The organism is Erwinia sp. HR93, from assembly GCF_034555055.1.
GTDB classification, from domain to species: Bacteria; Pseudomonadota; Gammaproteobacteria; order Enterobacterales; family Enterobacteriaceae; genus Apirhabdus; species Apirhabdus apintestini.
Map to the genome: position 1 here is coordinate 2,462,873 of NZ_JAXUDP010000001.1, position 19,522 is coordinate 2,482,394.

At 52.8% G+C, this 19,522-nt stretch carries 16 protein-coding genes and 7 tRNA genes; 2 read left to right on the forward strand and 21 right to left on the reverse strand.

The annotated features are described in order from the left end of the window. Positions 1–74 precede the first annotated feature (74 nt). Genes nadD through leuS form a run of 4 tightly spaced genes read right to left on the reverse strand, consistent with a single transcriptional unit; the run spans position 75 to position 5,020 of the window. Positions 75–746: a nicotinate-nucleotide adenylyltransferase gene (nadD, locus tag SFA31_RS11435; RefSeq protein ID WP_322838089.1), complete on the reverse strand. Its 672-nt coding sequence runs from the start codon at positions 744–746 to the stop codon at positions 75–77. Then, positions 739–1,770, reverse strand: a complete 1,032-nt coding sequence (gene holA / locus SFA31_RS11440; protein ID WP_322838090.1) for a DNA polymerase III subunit delta — start codon at positions 1,768–1,770, stop codon at positions 739–741. Before holA ends, nadD begins: the two co-directional genes overlap by 8 nt. Beyond that, positions 1,770–2,423 (reverse strand): LPS assembly lipoprotein LptE, encoded by a 654-nt coding sequence (gene lptE, locus SFA31_RS11445; RefSeq protein WP_322838091.1) that lies wholly within the window; start codon positions 2,421–2,423, stop codon positions 1,770–1,772. The genes holA and lptE overlap by 1 nt, the downstream gene beginning before the upstream one ends. Before the next feature lie 14 nt (positions 2,424–2,437). Further along, positions 2,438–5,020 (reverse strand): leucine--tRNA ligase, encoded by a 2,583-nt coding sequence (leuS, locus tag SFA31_RS11450; protein WP_322839356.1) that lies wholly within the window; start codon positions 5,018–5,020, stop codon positions 2,438–2,440. 239 nt (positions 5,021–5,259) lie between these two features. On the opposite strand from leuS, the gene SFA31_RS11455 reads away from it, so the two are divergent. Then, entirely contained in the window at positions 5,260–5,739 is a 480-nt protein-coding gene (locus SFA31_RS11455; RefSeq protein ID WP_322838092.1) for a zinc ribbon-containing protein, read from the forward strand. Positions 5,740–5,938: 199 nt separating this feature from the next. Here SFA31_RS11455 and SFA31_RS11460 read toward each other — a convergent pair whose 3' ends face one another. From SFA31_RS11460 to miaB, 9 genes are all read right to left on the reverse strand, one after another. After that, positions 5,939–6,664 carry an amino acid ABC transporter ATP-binding protein gene (locus SFA31_RS11460; RefSeq protein ID WP_322838093.1) on the reverse strand — a complete coding sequence of 242 codons (726 nt, stop codon included), beginning with the start codon at positions 6,662–6,664 and terminating at the stop codon, positions 5,939–5,941. Further along, a complete protein-coding gene (gene gltK / locus SFA31_RS11465; RefSeq protein ID WP_322838094.1) occupies positions 6,661–7,338 on the reverse strand; it encodes a glutamate/aspartate ABC transporter permease GltK in 678 nt (225 codons plus the stop codon). Before gltK ends, SFA31_RS11460 begins: the two co-directional genes overlap by 4 nt. 1 nt (position 7,339) lies before the next feature. Further along, positions 7,340–8,083, reverse strand: a complete 744-nt coding sequence (locus tag SFA31_RS11470; protein ID WP_322838095.1) for an amino acid ABC transporter permease — start codon at positions 8,081–8,083, stop codon at positions 7,340–7,342. Positions 8,084–8,376: 293 nt separating this feature from the next. Further along, complete coding sequence (locus SFA31_RS11475) at positions 8,377–9,273, reverse strand: glutamate/aspartate ABC transporter substrate-binding protein (protein ID WP_322838096.1); 897 nt, start codon at positions 9,271–9,273, stop codon at positions 8,377–8,379. A gap of 350 nt (positions 9,274–9,623) precedes the next feature. After that, a complete protein-coding gene (gene lnt / locus SFA31_RS11480) occupies positions 9,624–11,186 on the reverse strand; it encodes an apolipoprotein N-acyltransferase (RefSeq protein ID WP_322838097.1) in 1,563 nt (520 codons plus the stop codon). Between the two features lie 2 nt (positions 11,187–11,188). Then, on the reverse strand, positions 11,189–12,064 hold the full coding sequence (gene corC / locus SFA31_RS11485; RefSeq protein WP_322838098.1) for a CNNM family magnesium/cobalt transport protein CorC: 876 nt from the start codon (positions 12,062–12,064) through the stop codon (positions 11,189–11,191). 105 nt (positions 12,065–12,169) lie between these two features. Continuing rightward, on the reverse strand, positions 12,170–12,637 hold the full coding sequence (gene ybeY / locus SFA31_RS11490; RefSeq protein WP_322838099.1) for an rRNA maturation RNase YbeY: 468 nt from the start codon (positions 12,635–12,637) through the stop codon (positions 12,170–12,172). Continuing rightward, the gene (locus tag SFA31_RS11495; protein WP_322838100.1) at positions 12,634–13,695 is read right to left on the reverse strand and encodes a PhoH family protein; all 1,062 of its coding nucleotides are present in this window, start codon (positions 13,693–13,695) and stop codon (positions 12,634–12,636) included. The genes ybeY and SFA31_RS11495 overlap by 4 nt, the downstream gene beginning before the upstream one ends. A 200-nt stretch (positions 13,696–13,895) precedes the next feature. Further along, positions 13,896–15,320, reverse strand: coding sequence for a tRNA (N6-isopentenyl adenosine(37)-C2)-methylthiotransferase MiaB (gene miaB / locus SFA31_RS11500; protein ID WP_322838101.1), 1,425 nt, complete (start codon positions 15,318–15,320; stop codon positions 13,896–13,898). A gap of 284 nt (positions 15,321–15,604) precedes the next feature. Between miaB and ubiF the strand changes: the two genes are divergently transcribed. Then, on the forward strand, positions 15,605–16,783 hold the full coding sequence (gene ubiF, locus SFA31_RS11505; protein WP_322838102.1) for a 3-demethoxyubiquinol 3-hydroxylase: 1,179 nt from the start codon (positions 15,605–15,607) through the stop codon (positions 16,781–16,783). A 140-nt stretch (positions 16,784–16,923) separates the two neighbouring features. On the opposite strand, the gene SFA31_RS11510 is transcribed toward ubiF, so the two are convergent. The 8 genes from SFA31_RS11510 to nagC all read right to left on the reverse strand — a co-directional run bounded on the left by SFA31_RS11510 (position 16,924) and on the right by nagC (position 19,516). Continuing rightward, positions 16,924–16,998, reverse strand: a tRNA-Gln gene (locus SFA31_RS11510). A 29-nt stretch (positions 16,999–17,027) separates the two neighbouring features. Next, positions 17,028–17,102: transfer RNA gene (locus SFA31_RS11515), tRNA-Gln, on the reverse strand. Between the two features lie 108 nt (positions 17,103–17,210). Beyond that, a tRNA-Met gene (locus SFA31_RS11520) sits at positions 17,211–17,287 on the reverse strand. Positions 17,288–17,317: 30 nt separating this feature from the next. Next, positions 17,318–17,392, reverse strand: a tRNA-Gln gene (locus SFA31_RS11525). Between the two features lie 68 nt (positions 17,393–17,460). Continuing rightward, positions 17,461–17,535, reverse strand: a tRNA-Gln gene (locus SFA31_RS11530). A gap of 18 nt (positions 17,536–17,553) precedes the next feature. Next, positions 17,554–17,638: transfer RNA gene (locus SFA31_RS11535), tRNA-Leu, on the reverse strand. 4 nt (positions 17,639–17,642) lie between these two features. Further along, positions 17,643–17,719 (reverse strand) — tRNA-Met (locus SFA31_RS11540). A 576-nt stretch (positions 17,720–18,295) separates the two neighbouring features. Further along, positions 18,296–19,516 carry a DNA-binding transcriptional regulator NagC gene (gene nagC, locus SFA31_RS11545; RefSeq protein WP_322838103.1) on the reverse strand — a complete coding sequence of 407 codons (1,221 nt, stop codon included), beginning with the start codon at positions 19,514–19,516 and terminating at the stop codon, positions 18,296–18,298. Positions 19,517–19,522: the final 6 nt, after the last annotated feature.

Consider the following 19,522-nt stretch of genomic DNA (forward strand, 5'->3'; position numbering starts at 1 on the left):
AAAGCCGTCGGCGGCGCTATGGCTGCGGAGAATAGCAGCCTGAGAGGTGGTGTCAATGGGACATAACAGAGCGGTCAGGCGTTTGCTGTATGTTGATACAGACCCTGACGCTGAATATAGTCGGCCACCGCAGGCGGCAGTAAATCGTCGCACGTTTGATGTTGTTCAAGGCGCTGGCGAATAAGCGTTGCCGAAATATCCCACAGCGGCGTATCAGCAAGATAGATACAGCCAGCGGGTCTGCGGTGCAATTCGTGGATATCCTGGGTCAGATGTTGATTAAGCCAGACCTGATGTTCGGGCTGCGACATAGTCAGCGCGTAGCCTGGCCGACGGCACACCAGAAGATGGCATAGCTGCGGCAGACGCTGATATTGATGCCACTGCGGGAGCGTCAGAAGTGAATCCTGGCCGATGATAAACGCCAGCGGCTGTCGTGCTCCTTTTTCCTGACGAATGGCGTTTAGCGTATCCACGGTATAAGACGGCGTTGACCGCCGCAGCTCACGTTCATCAAGTTCAAAAAGGGGTCTGTCGGCAATGGCCAGCGCAACCATCTCTTTACGCTGAAGGCTGTTCGCCACCGGCTGTGGTCGGTGCGGCGGAACGTTATTCGGCATGATAATTACTCGGGATAACTGAGCCAGTTGCGCTAGCGCCTCAACGGGCCGTAAATGACCATAATGCACGGGATCAAAAGTGCCGCCGTATACGGCAAGCAGGGGCGCAAGGGCGTCATTAATCATCGATAAAAATATCCGCCAGAGCGCCGTGGCAAAGCAATAGCGTCAGGCTTTCCAGTTCACTCCAGACCGACTGGCCATAGTCTTGCTTAACGGTGAGTTCAGTTTGATACAGTAAATGTACCGCTTGCCAGAGTGCTTTATCGGAGAGCCGAGTGAGTGCGTCGGTTAACAGCGGTCGACGGGTTTGCCACACGCGCTGGTTATCAAAAAGCGTGCGTAGCGGGGTATTGGCAGATTCTCGCTTCAGGGTGACCAGTTGAAGAAGCTCGCGCTGCACTGAGCGCATCAGAATTACCGGCTCACAGGCCTCAAGTCGTAACTGGTGCAGGATATGTAGCGCACGCTTACATTTTCCGGCAAGCAGCGCGTCAACCCAGTGAAAAGGCGTGAAGTGTGCGGCATCATTCACCGCCTGCTCCACGCGCGGTAGCGTGAGTTTACCTTCAGGCCATATCAGGGATAGCCGCTCCAGCGCCTGATTGAGCGCCAGCAGATTGCCTTCATAGCAATAGCACAGCAACTGGATGGCGGGTTCGTCGATGTCTAACCGCATCTGTTTAGCGCGCGTGGATACCCAGCGGGGAAGCTGTGCCTGTTCAGGCGTCTGGCAATTAACCTGAATTGCGCGCTGACGTAATTTTGTTATCCAGGCCGCATTTTCCTGGGCTTTCGACAAACGGGGGCCGCGAACGATAAGCAGTAAATCCTCGTGCAGTAAATCGACCAGTTTATCTAGCTGAGTGGCCACCGGTGCCGTGGGGCCGTTGTCCGGTAGCGTCAGCGCGAGAATCTGTCTGCTGGAAAACAGGCTCAGCGACTGGCTGAGTGAGAAAAGGGGATCCCAGTCGGTAGCAACATCAACCTGAAAGGCGTGGTATTCCGAAAAGCCCTGACTTTGAGCCTGTTGTCTAATGTAGTCCTGGCTTTCCTGGAGTAGTAGCGGATCGTTTCCCAGCAGTAGATAAGCCGCGCGCAGCCCTTCATTAAGCTGCGCGCGAAGCTGTTCCGGCCACAGTTTTAGCATTAGCGTCCGGTCGGCGAGCCGTTCAGTAAAGGCGTATTGGCAGAATCATCGGCTGCGGCAGAATCTGACGTATCGCCGTTGCGGCCAGCAGCGTCTGAGCCAGGTAATGCATCTGCAGGTGCCTGCGTTTCTTCCGCCTGTTCCGTCTGACGAACGTCGGCAACGTGTACGGCCATCAGTTTACGCACTAATTGCTCTGCCGCTTTTTCGTACATCTCTTTGATTATCATATCTTGCTCAGCGTCTTTAGCGAGCGCTGCCAGTGGGTTATCAAAGAAAGAGCGGTACACTTTAGTTTTTATAGGATAAATATCGTGTCCGGGAATCAATACTTTCGCGCTGACGGTCATCACCATTTGGTATTCGGCAGTACGACCGTCCTGGAAGACTGACGCCGTATCTTTGCCGATGCTGGCACCGCCAAGGCGCAGCGACGGCACATCCTGGCGCAAAGGGTCTTTTTCCACGACCTGGACGCCGCTCAGGCGTAACTGATTGCGTACAGCGCGGCTTAGCGGACCGTAGGGATCGCCCGAGTCCAGAATCAGCGTCTGCATTTGATGCGGAACCTGTTCGTTACCGCGCAAATGGAGTCCACAGCTGGCGGTGCTTAGCACCGCCAGGGAGAGTATTAATGAGAATAAATGGCGCACGCTTCCTCCTGTGCTTAGCCTACGACCAGATTCAATAGCTTGCCCGGTACATAAATCACTTTGCGTACGGTAACTCCGTCAAGGTATTTTGCAACCAGCGGCTCCTGGCCTGCACGCTCACGAACCTGTGCTTCAGTCGCATCCGCCGCGACGGTAATTTTTCCACGCACTTTGCCGTTAACCTGCACCACGATAAGACGAGTATCTTCGATCATCGCCTGAGCATCAGCCTGCGGCCAGAGAACGTTGTCAATATCCCCTTCGCCGCCCAGCGTTTGCCATAGCGCAAAGCAGATATGCGGCGTAAACGGATAGAGCATACGCACTACGGCAATCAGCGCCTCCCGCATAAGCGCGCGGTCCTGCTCTTCCTGCTGAGGCGCTTTTGCCAGCTTATTCATGAGTTCCATGATGGCGGCAATTGCGGTGTTAAATGTCTGGCGGCGGCCAATATCGTCGGTAACTTTAGCAATGGTTTTATGAAGATCGCAGCGCAGCGCTTTGCGTGCATCATTTAACGTAGCTAAATCCAGAGCGGGAGCCGCTCCGCCCTGAGTATGTTCGTAGACCAGCTTCCACAGGCGCTTCAGGAAACGGTTAGCGCCTTCTACGCCTGATTCCTGCCACTCCAGCGTCATATCCGCCGGTGCTGCGAACATCATAAACAGACGTACGGTGTCGGCACCGTAGCGTTCAACCATAACCTGCGGGTCAATACCGTTGTTTTTCGACTTCGACATTTTGCTCATGCCGGTGTAAACCAGCGAATGGCCCGCTGCATCGTGCGCCTGAGTGATGCGGCCTTTCTCATCGCGCTCAACGATAGCGTCAACCGGAGATACCCAGTTGCGTTCGCCATTATCGCCCACATAGTAAAATGCATCCGCCAGCACCATTCCCTGGCACAGCAGCTGCTTCGCTGGCTCACTGGAGTTTACCAGCCCCGCGTCGCGCAGCAGCTTATGGAAGAAACGGAAGTAAAGCAGGTGCATTATCGCGTGTTCAATGCCGCCAATATAGATATCCACCGGCAACCAGTAGTTCGCCGCGTTGGGATCCAGCATGCCTTCATGGTACTGCGGGCAGGTGTAGCGCGCGTAGTACCATGAGGATTCCATAAAGGTATCGAAAGTATCCGTTTCACGCAGCGCAGGCTGACCATTAACGGTGGTTTTCGCCCATTGAGGATCGGCTTTGATAGGGCTTGTTATCCCATCCATCGTGACATCTTCCGGCAGGATAACCGGCAGTTGGTCGTCCGGCGTCGGCATTACTGTGCCGTCTTCAAGCGTGACCATCGGGATAGGCGCGCCCCAGTAGCGCTGGCGGGAAACGCCCCAGTCGCGCAGGCGATAATTCACTTTACGCACGCCAACGCCCATAGAGGCCAGTTTATCGGCGATCGCGTTGAAACCGGCCTCATAGTCCAGACCGTCAAATTCGCCTGAATTAAACAAAACCCCTTTTTCCGTGAGGGCTTGCGTAGAGAGATCCGGCTCTGAGCCATCCGCCGCCAGGATAACCGGTTTAATATTCAGCGCGTATTTTGTGGCGAATTCGTAGTCACGCTGATCGTGGCCCGGTACGGCCATCACCGCGCCGGTGCCATACTCCATTAATACGAAGTTTGCAGCCCATACCGGAATAGCTTCACCGGTGAGCGGATGGATAGCCTTATAGCCGGTATCCACGCCTTTTTTCTCCATGGTCGCCATTTCCGCTTCAGCGACCCGGATATTACGACATTCTTCAATAAATTGCGCCAGCTCAGGATTATTAGCAGACGCCTGCTGCGCCAGCGGATGCCCCGCCGCTACGGCGAGATAGGTGCAGCCCATAAACGTATCCGGGCGCGTGGTATAGACGGTGAGCGTATCAGCGTAGCGGTCGACATTGAAGGTGATTTCTATGCCCTCAGAGCGCCCAATCCAGTTGCGCTGCATAGTCTTAACCGTATCTGGCCAGTGATCCAGTTTATCCAGGTCGCTTAATAATTCATCGGCATAAGCGGTGATTTTAATAAACCACTGGGGGATTTCTTTACGCTCTACTTTGGTATCACAGCGCCAGCAGCATCCGTCGATAACCTGTTCATTCGCCAGTACGGTCTGGTCGTTAGGGCACCAGTTGACTGCGGAGGTTTTCTTGTAAACCAATCCTTTTTTATACAGTTCAGTGAAGAACTTTTGCTCCCAGCGATAATATTCTGGTTTGCACGTCGTTAGCTCGCGGCTCCAGTCATAGCCGAAGCCCAGCATTTTGAGCTGGTTCTTCATGTATTCAATGTTGTCATACGTCCAGGGAGCCGGTGCGGTATTATTTTTTACCGCCGCCCCCTCTGCCGGCAGGCCAAATGCGTCCCAGCCGATAGGCTGCAATACATTTTTCCCCAGCATCCGCTGATAACGAGCGACAACATCGCCAATGGTATAGTTGCGAACGTGGCCCATATGGAGTCGGCCGGAAGGATAGGGAAGCATCGACAGGCAGTAATACTTCTCTTTGCTTGCATCTTCTTTAACTTCAAATGTCCGCTTCTCTTGCCAGTGAAGCTGAACGTCAGATTCTATCTCTTCCGGGCGATATTGCTCTTGCATGGCAGCCAGTAGTCCTGTGGTGAATACAGCTACAAATGTAGCGTTGACGGTATATAACGTAGATCGCCATAGCATAGCCGATTCATGCGCGCCACAACAGCCTTTCAAACGTTGAACGCGGTAATTGTGCGCAGCGGCCTTATAGCGTGCGGCCGGGCAGGATGACGGCAAGGCGGACACAAAGTAACGGAATTAACGGCTATGCTTAACAAGCATTGGCAAACTTCGGAGGGAAAGCGATGGGAAAAGTGGCTCAGCAGTATCGTGAACTGGTGGCGTCGCTCAGCGAGCGGTTACGCAATGGGGAGCGGGATATTGATGCACTGGTTGAAAGCGCGCGTCAGCGCATGGCAAATGCCGGTGAACTCACCCGTACAGAAATCGGTGAGATTACGCGCGCAGTACGGCGCGATCTTGAGGAGTTCGCCGTGAGCTACCAGGAAAGTCGCGATGAGAGCGACAGTGTTTTCATGCGCGTTATTAAAGAAAGCCTATGGCAAGAGTTGGCTGATGTTACTGATAAAACGCAACTGGAATGGCGAGAGGTATTTCAGGACCTTAATCATCACGGCGTTTATCACAGCGGGGAAGTTGTGGGGCTGGGAAATTTGGTGTGCGAGAAGTGCCATCATCCTATGGCTTTTTACACGCCAGAAGTGCTCCCGCGCTGCCCAAAATGCGGACACGACCAGTTTCAGCGGCGCCCGTTTGAGCCTTAATATCCGGCGCTGGCGCGCAGTGTAACGTTCGGTTGCCCGGTGAGGTAAGTCCGACTTTGCTGAAAGGGGCAGTATTAATGTTGTTGCTAATCCGCCGGGCGAAACAACAGAAAGCGTCTCTATTGGATAGACTCGAAACGAAGGGCAACCGTCTCCGCCGTGGAAACGGTTGTAAGTGCAACGTCTGAACGCGCCCGTCTTAATGCAGAATACGGGCCAGGAAGTCTTTGGCACGCGCGGATTGCGGGCTATTAAAAAAATCATCTTTCAGCGAGTCTTCAATAATTTTCCCTTCATCCATAAAAATCACCCGATCAGCAACTTTACGCGCAAAGCCCATTTCATGCGTGACCACCATCATCGTCATACCTTCGTGAGCCAGTTCCACCATTACATCGAGCACTTCGTTAATCATTTCAGGATCGAGCGCCGAAGTGGGTTCGTCGAAAAGCATGGCGACAGGGTCCATACACAGAGCTCGGGCAATGGCGACTCGCTGCTGCTGGCCGCCGGAAAGCTGGGCTGGATATTTATTGGCGTGCGCGGAAAGCCCGACTCTTTCAAGTAACCCGGCGCCTTTTTGTCGCGCGGTTTTTTTGTCGCGTTTAAGCACTTTAACCTGCGCCAGGGTTAAATTTTCAAGAATAGAGAGGTGGGGAAACAGCTCAAAGTGCTGGAATACCATTCCGACGTGGGAACGGAGCTGCGCCAAATTAGTGCGCTTATCATTCACACGCGTGCCGTTAACCGTAATTGCGCCAGCCTGCACCGGCTCCAGTCCGTTAACGGTTTTTATTAGCGTTGATTTGCCCGACCCGGACGGGCCGCAAACCACCACGACTTCGCCTTTTTTTACCTCAGTCGAGCAGTCGGTTAGCACCTGAAAGTGGCCATACCATTTAGAAATATTTTTTAGGGAAATCATGAGACGGTCCTTTTTTTCAGCCAGCTAACAATAAGAGAGGCGCAGAGGCTAATTACAAAATAGACGGCGCCGGCAAACAGAATCATTTCAACCTGGGTGCCGTCCCGTTCACCGATAGTAGACGCGGTGCGGAAAAAGTCTGCCAGGCTCAGGACATACACCAATGAAGTGTCCTGAAATAGAACAATCCCCTGAGTCAGTAACAGCGGCACCATGGCGCGAAATGCCTGCGGTAATATCACCAGTTGCATTGATTGCCAGTGGGTCATGCCTAGCGCAAGCGCGGCGCCGGATTGCCCTTGTGATACGCTTTGAATGCCCGCGCGAATAATCTCTGAGTAATACGCAGCTTCGAATAATGCAAAGGCGGTCATTGCTGAGATAAGACGAATATCCGTATTGGGGGAAACCCCTAATACCTGCTGTAAAAAACCGGGTACAATCAGATAGAACCACAGTAAAACCATCACCAGAGGCACAGAACGGAAGATATTCACATAGGCGCTGGCAAAGAGGCTGATAATACGCAGCTTTGATAGCCGCATTACGGCGAGCATAGTGCCCCAAAGTATGCCTACCAGAATGGCTATCAGGGTAATTTTCAGCGTAATGACCATTCCATCAAGTAGATAGGGTAGCGCTGGCGCTATTGAACTCCAGTCGAACTCATACATGTTAATTGCCCCCTCCTATATTGCCCGGCAGGCGCGCTTTGCGCTCGATAATATGCATCATCCCCATAATCAGCGCGTTAATACATACGTAGGCGAGCGTGATGGCGGTAAATGACTCCCAGGCGTGCGCCGAATAATCCAGCAGTTTTCCTGCCTGAGCCGCCATATCTGCCAGGCCGATGGTCGAAGCGATGGCTGAATTTTTGACCATATTCATCATTTCGGAGGTCATTGGCGGTATCACCACGCGTAGCGCGTTAGGGAGCAGCACATAGCGGTAAGTTTGCGGTAGGGTCAGTCCCATCGCCAGCGCCGCACTGCGTTGCCCACGCGGCAGGGATTGAATCGCAGCGCGGATCTGCTCGCAAACGCGCGCGGCGGTAAATAATCCGAGGCAGAGCATAGAAGAGACAAAGAACTGTATATTTGGCGCCAGCTCTGCTTTGAACCACATGCCGATATTTTCCGGCAGCAATTCCGGGATAACTAAATACCAGGTAAAAAACTGGACAATAAGCGGCACATTGCGGAATAACTCAACGTAGCAGGTACCAAGGCCCGCCAGAAAGCGATTGGGTACCGTGCGTAAGATGCCAAAGAAAGTACCGATGATAAAAGCGATAACCCAGGCAGAGACTGACAGGGCGACAGTGACCTGAAAACCGCTCCATAGCCAGCCCAGATAAGTTGTGCCGCCAAAGGGGGCTGGCTGTAAAAAAATGCCCCAGTTCCAGTCTATAGACATAGATAGCTCCCTAAAAATAGCAGTCTGGCTCACGCGTCAGGCCTGTTAGCATGCATTTGATGCATGTAAGGTGGCAGGCGTGAAACGTCAGCGCGAGCCAGACTTAAAAGGGCGGTAATACCGCCTGAAATGACCGACCCTAAGCGATTTACCATGGCAGCCGGGGAACGGCCGACCGCCATGCTGTCTGTCCTGCTTACGGACGTTGGTCTGACGCTCTTAACGCCGCTATGCCGGATCGCACCGTTTTCATTCGGCGCGGGGTCGCGGCGTAATGCGGCCGAGCGATTATTTTAGTTAAGGGCTTTATCGTTTGGTGATTTAAACAGGGCTTGCATATCCTCTGAAAGCGCAAAGTTCATGTTGAGATTTTTTGGCGGAATGGGATTTTTAAACCATTTATCAAACCATTTTTCCGCGTCGCCGCTGGTTTGAATCTGGGCAATAGCATTATCAATAAGCTTTTTAAATTCAGGGTCGTCTTTACGTAGCATGCAGCCGTAGGCTTCTTTTGACTGCGGCGTACCGGTGATTTCCCAGCTATCAGGCTTCTTCGCTTTGGCGCGTTCCCCGGCTAACAGCGCGTCGTCCATCATAAATGCAAAGGCGCGCCCGCTTTCCAGGGTCCGGAACGAGTCCCCGTGATCTTTAGCGCTGATAATGCGCATTCCCATCTTTTTCTCATCGTTCAGTTTGTGCAGCAGTACTTCGGAAGTGGTGCCGGAAGTCACGACGACCGTTTTCCCTTTTAGATCGGGGAAATCGTGAATAGGGCCGCCTTTTTTCACGAGCAGGCGTGTGCCGACGACAAAAATCGTGTCGGAAAAGGCGGCTTGCTTTTGGCGTTCCTGATTATTTGTCGTCGAGCCGCACTCAAAATCATAGGTGCCGTTTTGCAATAGTGGAATGCGGTTTTGCGAGGTGATTGGGATCAGTTTTACTTTGAGATCGGGCTTATTAAGCTGCTTTTTAATCGCAGCCACAATGGCGTTTGAATAATCCTGAGAGTAGCCAACCACTTTTTGCTGGTTGTCGTAATAGGAGAAGGGGACCGATGACTCGCGATGGCCAACCACAATAACGCCATTTGCTGCGATTTTTTCCAGCGTTCCGGCGGCCTGGGCCGTTTGTGCGAGCGTAGCGCCCGCGCTCAACAAGGCTATTGCTGCTGCCAGTTTACGTATTTGCATATCCACTCCTATTCGCGATGCGCGGGCTTGCGCTTGCGTGTGCGATGGTTATTGGCGATTCACTGCGCTTTCGCAGCAAAGATAACGCCCAATCAATTATCATTTAGTTTGGTTTATTGTAAATATATTGATAATAAAATGTTTATATTTGCGAAGTGTGCCGCACCGTGAAAGTGCACTGCTGCCGAACCTTGCACTCTATTCGTGCACATATTGCTGAGCGTTCGGGTGCAAGTGCGCTCTGGGCGCCGTAAATCGCTTTTTTAAATGCGTCTGGAGGGGAGTAGCAATGTTTGTGCCAAACCGCGTCTTTAACCCTATTATTGGGGGAATAAAGACGCAGTCAGGTGTTAGCGGGGTTGGCGCCGACGGCAGGCGGTGTACAGCGCCAGACCGCCCATCACGAATGTAATTATCCATACCGGCAGATCGCCAAACCGGGCGTAGGGTGTCAGACCACGGCCTGGCGTAACCTGAGCGGTTAATGCCTGGCGCGTAAACTGCGGTAGCGAAGCCTGGATATCTCCGTTGGGAGCGATAATTGCCGTAATACCGTTATTGGTGCTACGCAGTAGCGGCCGGGCGAGTTCCAGTGCGCGCATGCGCGCCATTTGAAAATGCTGCCAGGGGCCAATAGAGTGCCCAAACCAGGCATCATTAGAAATCGTTAGCAAATAATCGGTATCTGGACGGAAATTATCCCGCACCTGTTGGCCAAGAATAATTTCGTAGCAAATTGCTGCGGTTAGCGTATTACCGTTTGCCTTGAGCGGCGACTGGCGATACGCCCCGCGGCTGAATGAAGACATGGGTAAATCGAAAAACGGCGCCAGCGGGCGCAGAATGGATTCCAGCGGCACAAATTCGCCAAAAGGCACCAGATGATTTTTTTGATAGCGATCGACTGACTGATAGCCGTAAGGATTGCCAGCGCCCAGCGTAATTATCGTATTGTAAACATCATACTCTTTCGCCCCATTCTGGCGCGCACTCACACTGTTTGGGCGCGCATCGACAATACCCGTAATCAGCGCGCTACGCTGAGACTGCAGCTCACCATCGAGGCGGGTAAGGAGGCGCTGTTGATTGATTTCCAGGTCTGGGATTGCAGATTCAGGCCAGATAATCAGTCCAGAACGACCAATATGCGGACGCGTTAAATCAAGATAAACGCGCAGCGTATTAATTAGCTGGCTCTCTTCCCATTTCATCGACTGGGGAATATTCCCCTGAACCAGCGTTACGGTTTGTTTGCGTGCGTTTTGCGGTTGAAACCACTGTAGGGTACGCAGCGGCCAGGGGAGCGCCAGCAGCAATAGCGCAACAATAAAAACAGGCCAGCGGCGGGCCGCGATGCCCAGCGTGAACAGGCCTGCGATCGCCATGAGCAGCATCGTAATCGCGGTAACGCCCAGCAGCGGCGCCAGACCTTTTAACGGCCCATCGATTTGGCTATACCCGAATTGAAGCCAGGGGAAACCGGTCAGGACCCATCCGCGTAAAAACTCAGTCACCTGCCAGAGCGCCGGGGCCGCCACCGCGAGCCGCCACAGTGAGGTTTTCGGCCAGAAACGAGCTAATACGCCGGCGAATAGCGCGGTATAAAGTGATAGCCAGGCCGCTAGCAGCACGACGAGAAATACATTCACCGGGCCAGGCATGCCGCCGAATTGCGCGATACTGACGTACACCCAGTTCACGCCGCTGCCGAACAGCCCCATTCCCCAGGCAAAGCCGATGGCAGCACTCTGCGCCGGGCGGCGATGAAGCGTTAATCCCTGCAGCCCGATAAGCGCTATTAGCGCTGCTGGCCAGAAATCATAGGGCGAAAAAGCCAGCGTGCCGCTGGCGCCAAAAAGTAGCGCCAGCGGTAAACGTATTGACTGGCGTTGAAGCAGTGAGCGGAGCGCCATAATTACCCTTCCTGTATGGGCGTCGGCGAGTCGTCGGGGATACGTACGTGAACCTGAATAATACGACGGCTGTCTGACATCGCGACGCGGAACTGGTAACCGTTGATATCGATGGTTTCCCCGCGTGCGGGAAGATGGCCGAATGCCTGCATAACCAGCCCGCCGATAGTATCCACTTCTTCATTGCTGAACTGGGTGTGGAAGTGTTCATTGAAATCTTCAATCGACGCCAGCGCCCGCACGCTCCAGGCGTGAAGGCTAAGTTGACGGAAGTCGATATCATCTTCTTCGTCATACTCGTCTTCGATTTCACCCACGATAAGTTCGAGAATATCTTCGATGGTGACCAGGCCTGATACGCCGCCAAATTCATCAATGACGATGGCCATATGGTAACGCTGGGAGCGGAACTCTTTCAGCATACGGTCCACGCGCTTGCTTTCAGGCACGACGACAGCAGGACGTAACACTTTTTCCATGCTAAATGGCTCGGCATCGCTGCGCATAAATGGCAGCAAATCCTTCGCCATAAGAATCCCTTCAATGTGATCTTTGTCTTCACTGATGACCGGAAAACGGGAGTGCGCAGATTCGATAATGACATCAAGGCATTCGTCCAGAGGCTGGTTAAGTTTCAGCGTAATCATCTGTGAGCGGGGAATCATGATATCGCGCACGCGCTGGTCGGCGATATCCATAACCCCTTCGAGCATATCGCGGGTGTCCTGATCGATAAGCTCATTTTGTTCTGAATCACGGATTAGCGTCAGGAGTTCTTCACGGTTTTTAGGCTCGCCGTGAAAAAGCTGGTTGAGGAGGAGGGAGAAAAATCCCTTTTTACCTGACGTGTCACTACTGTGTGAATTATCGTCGCTCATGGCGTATGGAATGGGGTTCCTTGTTAGTGAATTCGGTGCTGCCCGTTTGGTTTTATGCGGCAGCGATTCTGGCTAAATGATGCGGCAGCGTGGCCGCCGCAACCATCAGGCTTTTTCGGCAATGTACGGATCGGTGTAGCCGAGCGCAAGCATTATCTCTGTTTCCAGCGCTTCCATCTCCTCGGCTTCATTGTCATCAATGTGGTCATAGCCCAGCAGATGCAGGCTGCCGTGCACAACCATATGCGCCCAGTGTGCTTCCAGCGGTTTATCCTGTTCCTGCGCTTCGTGCTCCACGACCTGGCGGCATATCACAAGATCGCCGAGCAGCGGTAATTCGATGCCCGGCGGTGCTTCAAAGGGAAAAGACAGCACGTTGGTCGATTTATCTTTGCCGCGATAGGTGTGGTTCAACTCATGGCTTTCTGCTTCATCGACCAGCCGCACCGTCACTTCGGCCTCTTTCTGAAAAGGCAGGATGGCGGCATCGAGCCAGCGCTGGATTTGCGCCTCCGTCGGCAGCGCCGGGTGGGGATCGCAGGCTATCTGTAAATCGAGTATCACCTGACTCATGACGGCTCCTGAAGGTTTCCGGCCACGGCCTGAGCTTCACGTTTACGCTCTGCGGCAAGTTCCGCTTTACGCTTTTGCTCGGCTTCTTCCCAGGCTTCATACGCATTAACGATACGAGCCACCACGGGATGGCGCACCACATCTTCACTGTGGAAGAAATTAAAGCTGATTTCGTCGACTTCGGCGAGCACCTCGATGGCGTGGCGCAGCCCTGATTTGGTATTTCGCGGCAGGTCAATCTGCGTCACATCGCCGGTAATAACGGCTTTAGAATTGAAGCCGATGCGGGTCAGGAACATCTTCATCTGCTCGATAGTCGTGTTTTGACTTTCATCGAGAATAATAAACGCATCGTTAAGGGTACGCCCACGCATGTAGGCGAGAGGGGCGACCTCAATGACATTGCGCTCAATCAGTTTTTCGACGCGCTCAAAACCGAGCATTTCAAACAGGGCATCGTAGAGTGGACGCAGATAAGGATCGACTTTCTGACTTAAATCGCCAGGCAGAAATCCCAGCTTTTCACCGGCCTCAACCGCCGGACGGGTGAGCAGAATGCGCCGGATTTCCTGGCGCTCTAGGGCGTCCACGGCGGCAGCGACGGCAAGATAAGTTTTACCGGTCCCTGCCGGACCTACGCCGAAGGTAATGTCATGATCGAGTATATGCGCGATATACTGCGCCTGGTTTGGGGTGCGGGGCTTAATCACGCCGCGCTTCGTTTTGATATTGACCGCTTTGCCGTAGTCCGGGACGCTTTCAGCAGCCTGTTCCAGTACGCGGAACTCCTTGATGGCTAAGTGAATATGCTCCGGGTTGATATCCTGAATTTGCCCGCGCAGCGGTGCCGTGTCGACATACAGATGGCGCAGGATATCCGCTGCTGCATTCACCGTAAGCGCCCGGCCGGTCAGCGTGAATTGATTGTCGCGGCGATTAATTTCTACGCCGAGCCGGCGCTCCAGGTGCTTAATATTGTCATCAAAGGGGCCGCACAGGCTGAGCAGACGCGCATTGTCTGCCGGCTCCAGCGTGAGTTCGCGTGTTTCAGTATTCAAACTTTTCCTCTTGACCCCTTCCGGGGCGGTGAGCGTGAATGACGGCGCCTGCTTGCAGGCCTGGATAAAGTATTTATGGCGTAACGCGGGCGCGCAAGCATCGAGAATGATATTTGGGTGTCGGCGTGGAAATACAAGGGTTATAAACTCTGAACGCCGCATAAGCGGCGTTCAGAGACAGAGAGCGCTTAATCCACCTATTATGGCTGATAGAAACCGACGCCGAGTTCATTTTCTTTACGGGTTCGTGCGATGACTGCGGCGGGCGTTTCCACGACGCGCAGCCCCATTTCTGCTTCTGTACGCACAACTTTGCCGCGCAGCGAGTTTGGGAAGACATCAACAATTTCAACGTCGACGAACTTACCTATCATATCGGGTGTGCCTTCGAAATTGACCACGCGGTTATTTTCAGTCCGCCCGGACAGCTCCATCACGTTTTTCCGCGAAGTGCCTTCAACTAAAATACGCTGCACGGAACCCATCATACGCCGGCTCCATGCACCGGCCTGCTGGTTGATGCGTTCCTGCAGGATATACAGGCGCTGCTTTTTCTCTTCTTCCGGCACATCGTCAACCATATCGGCCGCGGGCGTACCCGGGCGCGCGGAGAAAATAAAGCTAAAACTCATATCAAAGTTTACGTCTGCAATGAGTTTCATGGTTTGTTCGAAATCTTCCTGAGTTTCCCCCGGGAAGCCGATGATGAAATCAGAGCTTATTTGAATATCCGGGCGCGCTTCACGTAGCTTACGAATAATAGCTTTATATTCCAGTGCGGTATGCGTGCGTCCCATCATGTTTAGTACCCGATCTGACCCGCTTTGCACCGGCAGGTGCAGGAAGCTTACCAGTTCCGGCGTATCTCGATAGACCTCGACAATATCATCGGTGAATTCGATAGGATGGCTGGTGGTAAAACGGATACGGTCAATGCCATCAATGGCGGCGACAAGGCGCAGCAGCTCGGCAAAAGAGCTTATTTCACCATCGAAGGTAGCGCCGCGCCAGGCGTTCACGTTTTGCCCTAGCAGATTAACCTCACGCACCCCTTGTTCGGCAAGCTGGGCAATTTCATAGAGCACATCGTCCAGCGGGCGGCTGACTTCCTCCCCGCGGGTATAGGGCACTACGCAGTAGGTACAATATTTATTGCAGCCTTCCATAATAGAGACAAACGCGGTAGGACCCTCGGCGCGCGGCTCTGGCAGACTATCGAATTTTTCGATTTCCGGGAAACTGATATCCATTACCGGACTACGATCGCCGCTAACGCGATTAATCATTTCAGGGAGACGGTGCAGCGTTTGCGGCCCAAAAATAATATCGACATAGTGGGCGCGCTGGCGTATATGGTCGCCCTCCTGGGAGGCGACGCATCCGCCTACGCCGATAATCAGGTTCGGGTTCTTTTCCTTAAGCATTTTCCAGCGGCCTAACTGATGGAAAACCTTTTCCTGGGCCTTTTCGCGGATTGAACAGGTATTTAGCAATAAAATATCCGCGTCTTCTGCGACGTCGGTAAGCGTTAAGCCGTGCGTCGTTTCCAGCAGGGAAGCCATTTTAGATGAATCATATTCGTTCATCTGACAGCCCCAGGTTTTAATGTGCAGTTTTTTTGTCATCAGTGTAGCCATGCTTGAGTCAGATCGAGAATGCAGGGCGCGTATTGTAATGCTTTGATGAGGTTGTGACCAGAGCGCGCTTGTGTCCCGCTTGGGTAAAAAAACCGGTACACTCACAAGGGGCTTAATTAACCATCTGGCCTGGCGGGCGATTTCGCTGTTAACTGGAAGCACCAGGCAAGATATTTTCTTTTGTGCGCTCCGGTTTGCGGCGGGATGTTTCTTATTAAGAGCATCAACATCGTTGGTACGCCGGGTGTAACAGGCTGTGAGGATAATAAAGTATGACGCATCAGCGCACTGAGGTTGCCGTGGTTGGCGGCGGGATGGTTGGCGCGGCCGTTGCCCTTGGGCTGGCGCAGCGCGGGTTTCAGGTTAGTGTCATTGAGCGTGAACCGCCGCCGGTATTTGACGCTGGCGCGGCGCCAGACGTGCGCGTTTCCGCTATTAGCCGGGCATCGGTAGATTTTCTGGAGCAGCTGGGGGTTTGGCAACAGGCCTGCGCCATGCGCTGCCATCCATACCGGAAACTGGAAACCTGGGAGTGGGATAGCGCACGCGTGATTTTCGATGCGGCGGAACTGGCGCTGCCGGAATTGGGGTTCATGGTCGAGAATCATGTGTTACAGCGCGCGCTGTGGGATGCTTTGTCTGCGCACTCTCAGGTCACACTTTATTGCCCTGCGCGGGTAACTTCGCTTCGACGTAAAAGCGGTGCTGAATGTGAGCTGGTATTTGAAAATGGTGACAGATTATCGGCAGCGCTAATTATTGGCGCCGATGGCGCTAACTCTCAGGTCCGTGATTGGGTGGGCATCGGTACGCACGCCTGGCAATATCGGCAGTCTTGTATGCTGATTACCGTTCGCTGCGATGCGCCTGCCGGTGAAACGACCTGGCAGCATTTTACGCCTTCCGGGCCGCACGCATTTTTACCTTTGTTTGACGGCTGGGCTTCGCTGGTTTGGTATGACGCTCCAGATCGCATCCGGCAGTTGCAGGCGCTTAAATTACCCCAGTTGAAAGATGAAATCATGGCCACGTTCCCCGCGCGGCTTGGCCCGATAACACCAATGGCCACAGGTGCATTTGGGCTAACTCGACGGCATGCTTTGCAATATGTGGCCCCGGGCGTAGCTTTAGTGGGGGATGCCGCGCATACCATCCATCCCTTAGCCGGGCAGGGAGTGAATTTGGGTTATCGCGATGCGCTGGCGCTGCTGGATACGCTAACCCGGGCGCGGGATCGCGGTGAGGTCTGGTGCGAGTATTCCATTTTAAAACGCTATCAACATCGCCGGATGCCTGATAATTATGTGATGCAAAGTGGCATGGATCTCTTTTACGCCGGGTTCAGTCACCCACTGGCACCGGTACGCGTATTGCGAAATCTAGGGTTGATGGCGGCAGAGCGAGCGGGGCCGCTTAAGCGCCGTGCATTGAAGTACGCGCTGGGACTGTGAGTTCATACGTATTCGCTCATCGTCTGTGATGCAGTTAGCCTCGTATTTTACGAAGGGCGCTGGGGCTTTGATATGAACGAATGCGTAGATGAATCCTGATAGCAAAAAGGCCTGCTTATTTAGCAGGCCTTTTTATAAGTTGGCTGGGGTGCAGGGATTCGAACCCCGGAATGCTGGAATCAGAATCCAGTGCCTTACCGCTTGGCGACACCCCAACGGTGTCTTATTAACTATTATATTAAATTGGCTGGGGTGCAGGGATTCGAACCCCGGAATGCTGGAATCAGAATCCAGTGCCTTACCGCTTGGCGACACCCCAATAGTGTCTCTATTAATTGAAAAGTAACAATAATTTACTTTCCAATATGCAATGCTAATGGCGCCTGCTTACCACAGATGTACTGTGTAAATTGCAATTTCACAAATATGGTGGCTACGACGGGATTCGAACCTGTGACCCCATCATTATGAGTGATGTGCTCTAACCAACTGAGCTACGTAGCCAAAGATTTCTTAACGATGTACATCTAATAGTGGCTGGGGTGCAGGGATTCGAACCCCGGAATGCTGGAATCAGAATCCAGTGCCTTACCGCTTGGCGACACCCCAAGAGAGCTTTACCGCTGATTACTAACTGACTTTTCAGCGATTAACAGCCGCAGCTGCTATAAAAAAAATGGCTGGGGTACCTGGATTCGAACCAGGGAATGCCGGTATCAAAAACCGGTGCCTTACCGCTTGGCGATACCCCACCCGTAACAACGCTAAAATGGTGCGGGAGGCGAGACTTGAACTCGCACACCTTGCGGCGCCAGAACCTAAATCTGGTGCGTCTACCAATTTCGCCACTCCCGCATTGTGGTGGCTACGACGGGATTCGAACCTGTGACCCCATCATTATGAGTGATGTGCTCTAACCAACTGAGCTACGTAGCCATCTTTTGCGTTACCTTATCGGCGTTGCGGGGCGCATTATGCGTATTGGACCTGGCAGCGTCAACACCTTTTTTGACGAAATTAAGGGATTCCTGCTCGTTTGACCAGCTTGCGAACAGCTTGCTGTAATATTCAGCAAAAATGCGCATCCGAATAGGGCCACTGGCATCGTTTATTTACCATCTGCCCGGTTGTGCACTATGTGCCCTGAAATACAGAATTAAGACAATAGGAATATTGTTTTTAGTAGAGGACGTCTCGCACCCCTGTTCCACAGCTAATACGAATAGGGTAAAAGTAATCAATACTTTGCCCGGTTGATTTATTCTGGCATTACACACTTCGAACATTAACGATAGGCTGATGTTACAGGGTTTTCAGCGTAAACGCAGGCTTTGATTGCAGGTGGGGGCCTGTATCGAATGGCACCGTTTTAGTATGAGTAAACAGACATTTACCGCAGCTATTTTCCTGGAGGCGATGGATGGCCTTACTTTTGACAGCGATACCGCTAATTACATGCAATAAATTTCGTTTCGCCTGCAGCCGGAGAAATCGTATCTGTCTTTTTGACGATTAATCGCCTAATAGCCTCTGTAATAAGGAGCCATTCAGCATGGCGCGTTTAACTAATGCAAAAGCACCAATGGCAGAACGATCGTCAAGCCGGGAGCATACCACGGGGAGATGGCGACGGAACGCTTCCAGCGCCTGAGCATTAATACAGCCTGCTATCGCCGGTAGTAAAACTTTTTGTGCGGCGGTAATTTCACCGGCTATTGCCACTTTTTGCGGGTTAAATAAATTAATCGCGATGGCAATAGCTTTACCAAGATGGCGGCCTACGTGTTCAATAACTTCTGTTGCCAGAACATCGCCTTTGTTGGCAGCTTTACAGATAGATTGAATTGTACAGGCATCAAGTGAAAGGCGGCTTTGATAGCCCTGCTCAAGTAGTAAACGCACGCGCTGTTCGATAGCGGCGTTGGCGGCAATGGTTTCCAGGCAGCCGAAGTTGCCGCAGTGGCAGCGTTCTCCTAAGGGATCAACTTGAATATGGCCTATTTCACCGACGTTGCCATTGCGGCCAATGAAAATCTGGCCGCCGGAAAGAATACCTGCGCCGGTGCCGCGATGCACGCGGATTAATATTGAATCCTCGCTATCCTGGGTTGCGCCAAAATAGTGTTCGGCCAGTGCCAGACTGCGAATATCATGGCCCACGTAGCAGGTCAGGTTAAAGCGCTCTTCCAGCGCGGTAACCAACCCCCAATCCTGAATCTCAATATGCGGCATATAGCGCACCACGCCATTTTCAGGATCAACCAGACCCGGGAGAATGACGGAAATGGCCAGTAGCTCTCTAATTTTTCTTTGAGAATGGTGGATAAAATCTTCTATAGCGCCAAGGAGCGCTTGCTCAAGCGCCTGCTGGTTACGTTGAGGAAGAGGATAGTGCTGCTCCGCCAGCGCTCGCGCGCTTAAGTCGAAAAGTGTCAGCGTAGCATCGTATCGACCCAGCCTGACACCAATTGCCTGGAAGGCTCGGGTTTCGGTAACGATTGATATCGCGCGCCGCCCACCCGTAGAGGCCTGCTGATCGACATCTTTGATCAAACCTCGCTCAATAAGCTGGCGAGTAATTTTTGTGACGCTGGCGGGAGCCAACTGGCTTTGTTCAGCAATTTGGATCCGCGATATTGGACCCAATTGGTCGATAAGGCGATAGACTGCAGCGCTATTTAACTGTTTTACCAGATCGACATTACCAATTTGAGCCAGTCCGCCAGTCGTCATTACTTG

Coding starts and splice junctions, on each gene's coding strand:
- SFA31_RS11470 (WP_322838095.1), bottom strand. CDS start 8,083: ATGTCTATAGACTGGAACTGGGGCATTTTTTTACAGCCAGCCCCCTTT.
- ybeY (WP_322838099.1), bottom strand. CDS start 12,637: ATGAGTCAGGTGATACTCGATTTACAGATAGCCTGCGATCCCCACCCG.
- SFA31_RS11460 (WP_322838093.1), bottom strand. CDS start 6,664: ATGATTTCCCTAAAAAATATTTCTAAATGGTATGGCCACTTTCAGGTG.
- SFA31_RS11475 (WP_322838096.1), bottom strand. CDS start 9,273: ATGCAAATACGTAAACTGGCAGCAGCAATAGCCTTGTTGAGCGCGGGC.
- lnt (WP_322838097.1), bottom strand. CDS start 11,186: ATGGCGCTCCGCTCACTGCTTCAACGCCAGTCAATACGTTTACCGCTG.
- ubiF (WP_322838102.1), top strand. CDS start 15,605: ATGACGCATCAGCGCACTGAGGTTGCCGTGGTTGGCGGCGGGATGGTT.
- corC (WP_322838098.1), bottom strand. CDS start 12,064: ATGAGCGACGATAATTCACACAGTAGTGACACGTCAGGTAAAAAGGGA.
- leuS (WP_322839356.1), bottom strand. CDS start 5,020: ATGCAAGAGCAATATCGCCCGGAAGAGATAGAATCTGACGTTCAGCTT.
- miaB (WP_322838101.1), bottom strand. CDS start 15,320: ATGACAAAAAAACTGCACATTAAAACCTGGGGCTGTCAGATGAACGAA.
- SFA31_RS11455 (WP_322838092.1), top strand. CDS start 5,260: ATGGGAAAAGTGGCTCAGCAGTATCGTGAACTGGTGGCGTCGCTCAGC.
- nagC (WP_322838103.1), bottom strand. CDS start 19,516: ATGACGACTGGCGGACTGGCTCAAATTGGTAATGTCGATCTGGTAAAA.
- holA (WP_322838090.1), bottom strand. CDS start 1,770: ATGCTAAAACTGTGGCCGGAACAGCTTCGCGCGCAGCTTAATGAAGGG.
- nadD (WP_322838089.1), bottom strand. CDS start 746: ATGATTAATGACGCCCTTGCGCCCCTGCTTGCCGTATACGGCGGCACT.
- gltK (WP_322838094.1), bottom strand. CDS start 7,338: ATGTATGAGTTCGACTGGAGTTCAATAGCGCCAGCGCTACCCTATCTA.